Consider the following 3,069-nt stretch of genomic DNA (forward strand, 5'->3'; position numbering starts at 1 on the left):
GAAGATCTGTTCGGCCTGTAAGGGGGCTGGAACGCGGCTTGTGCCTTGAAGGGGCACGGGTCATTTTGCGTTCCGTTGCTTGCCGGCGATCAACCTGGAACCCTTGGGTTCGTGGGTTGGTCCCTTTACTGAGCGGAGGGTTAAGCCTCCGGAGCGCTGCTGACCGCGCGCATCGCTGGATATGATCTCGTGAAACTGGTCTTAGTATCAATGCCTGGTGCCACCTTCGGCTGGCACTTTGGATGGGCATTGATAATGAGAGTGATCAAGTGCCTTAAGGGCATTCGGTGGATGCCTTGGCGACAAGAGGCGATGAAGGACGTGATACGCTGCGATAAGCCGTGGGGAGCTGCGAATAAGCTTTGATCCGCGGATTTCCGAATGGGGAAACCCACTCCGTAAGGAGTACCCGCAAGGGGGCGAACCCGGGGAACTGAAACATCTCAGTACCCGGAGGAAAGGACATCAACAGAGACTCCGTTAGTAGTGGCGAGCGAACGCGGACCAGGCCAGTGGCTTATGCTTAAGAACCGGAACCGTCTGGAAAGTCGGACCATAGCGGGTGATAGTCCCGTACGGGTAGAAAGAGCGTAAGTCCTCGAGTAGGGCGGGACACGTGAAATCCTGTCTGAACATGGGGGGACCACCCTCCAAGCCTAAGTACTCCTTGTCGACCGATAGCGAACAAGTACCGTGAGGGAAAGGTGAAAAGCACCCCGACGAGGGGAGTGAAACAGACCCTGAAACCGGATGCCTACAAACAGTCGGAGGGCGCAAGCCTGACGGCGTACCTTTTGTATAATGGGTCAGCGACTTAATTTGACATGCAAGCTTAAGCCGTAAGGTGTAGGCGCAGCGAAAGCGAGTCTGAATAGGGCGATTTAGTATGTCGGATTAGACCCGAAACCGAGTGATCTAGCCATGACCAGGTTGAAGGTGCGGTAACACGCACTGGAGGACCGAACCCACGCCTGTTGAAAAAGTCGGGGATGAGTTGTGGCTAGGGGTGAAAGGCCAATCAAACTCGGAAATAGCTGGTTCTCCGCGAAATCTATTTAGGTAGAGCGTCGGACGAATACTTCTGGGGGTAGAGCACTGGATGGGCTATGGGGACTCACCGTCTTACTGATCCTAACCAAACTCCGAATACCAGAAAGTACTATCCGGCAGACACACAGTGGGTGCTAACGTCCATTGTGGAGAGGGAAACAACCCTGACCGCCAGTTAAGGTCCCCAAATCATGGCTAAGTGGCAAAGGATGTAGGACTCCCAAAACAACCAGGATGTTGGCTTAGAAGCAGCCATCATTTAAAGAAAGCGTAACAGCTCACTGGTCTAAACAAGGGGTTCCGCGCCGATAATGTAACGGGGCTAAAGCCATGTACCGAAACTGCGGGTTCACGTGCAAGCGTGAGCGGTAGCGGAGCGTTCCGTAGGCCTGCGAAGGGAGACCCGTGAGGGCTCCTGGAGGTATCGGAAGTGCGAATGCTGACATGAGTAACGACAAAGGGGGTGAGAGACCCCCTCGCCGAAAGTCCAAGGGTTCCTGCGCAACGCTAATCGGCGCAGGGTTAGCCGGCCCCTAAGGCGAGGCCGAAAGGCGTAGTCGATGGGAATGCAGTTAATATTCTGCAGCCTGCGGGTAGTGACGGATGCCGTGTATCGTATCCCCTTACTGGATTGGGGATGCGGTGAAGGTGTTCCAGGAAATAGCTCCCGCGTACAGACCGTACCCGAAACCGACACAGGTGGACTGGTAGAGCATACCAAGGCGCTTGAGAGAACTATGCTGAAGGAACTCGGCAAATTGCTCCCGTAAGTTCGCGAGAAGGGAGCCCCGGGCTTGGGCAACCAGGTTCGGGGGGCACAGACCAGGGGGTGGCGACTGTTTATCAAAAACACAGGGCTCTGCGAAGCCGCAAGGCGACGTATAGGGTCTGACGCCTGCCCGGTGCCGGAAGGTTAAGAGGAGGTGTGCAAGCACCGAATTGAAGCCCCGGTAAACGGCGGCCGTAACTATAACGGTCCTAAGGTAGCGAAATTCCTTGTCGGGTAAGTTCCGACCTGCACGAATGGCGTAACGACTTCCCCGCTGTCTCCAGCATAGACTCAGTGAAATTGAATTCCCCGTGAAGATGCGGGGTTCCTGCGGTCAGACGGAAAGACCCCGTGCACCTTTACTACAGCTTCACACTGGCATTCGTGTCGACATGTGTAGGATAGGTGGTAGACGTTGAAGCAGGAGCGCCAGCTCTTGTGGAGTCACCCTTGAAATACCACCCTTGTCGTCATGGATGTCTAACCGCGACGCAACAACGTCCGGGACAGTGTGTGGCGGGTAGTTTGACTGGGGCGGTCGCCTCCCAAATGGTAACGGAGGCGCGCGATGGTGGGCTCAGAACGGTCGGAAATCGTTCGTCGAGTGCAATGGCATAAGCCCGCCTGACTGCGAGACTGACAAGTCGAGCAGAGACGAAAGTCGGTCATAGTGATCCGGTGGTCCCTCGTGGAAGGGCCATCGCTCAACGGATAAAAGGTACGCCGGGGATAACAGGCTGATGATTCCCAAGAGTCCATATCGACGGAATCGTTTGGCACCTCGATGTCGGCTCATCACATCCTGGGGCTGGAGCAGGTCCCAAGGGTTCGGCTGTTCGCCGATTAAAGTGGTACGTGAGCTGGGTTCAGAACGTCGCGAGACAGTTCGGTCCCTATCTGCCGTGGGTGTAGGAGAATTGAGAGGATCTGTCCCTAGTACGAGAGGACCGGGATGGACGCACCTCTGGTGGACCTGTTGTCGCGCCAGCGGCATAGCAGGGTAGCTATGTGCGGAACGGATAACCGCTGAAAGCATCTAAGCGGGAAACCGGCCTCAAAACCAGTTCTCCCTATCAGAGCCGTGGAAGACCACCACGTTGATAGGCCGGGTGTGGACGTGCAGCAATGCATGAAGCTTACCGGTACTAATAGCTCGATCGGCTTGATCACTCTCATTAGTCAATGCCCATCCATCGTCCCAAAAAGACGAAGCAATACAAAACCTAAGACCAGTTCACGATTTTTGCGCT

General features: G+C 55.3%; 1 rRNA gene. It reads left to right on the top strand.

The annotated features are described in order from the left end of the window. Positions 1 to 263 precede the first annotated feature (263 nt). Positions 264 to 2,989: ribosomal RNA gene (locus tag ACVJ6E_RS21710) — 23S ribosomal RNA — on the top strand. Positions 2,990 to 3,069 lie beyond the last annotated feature (80 nt).

It is taken from the genome of Stappia sp. G46H5W (assembly GCF_058448995.1).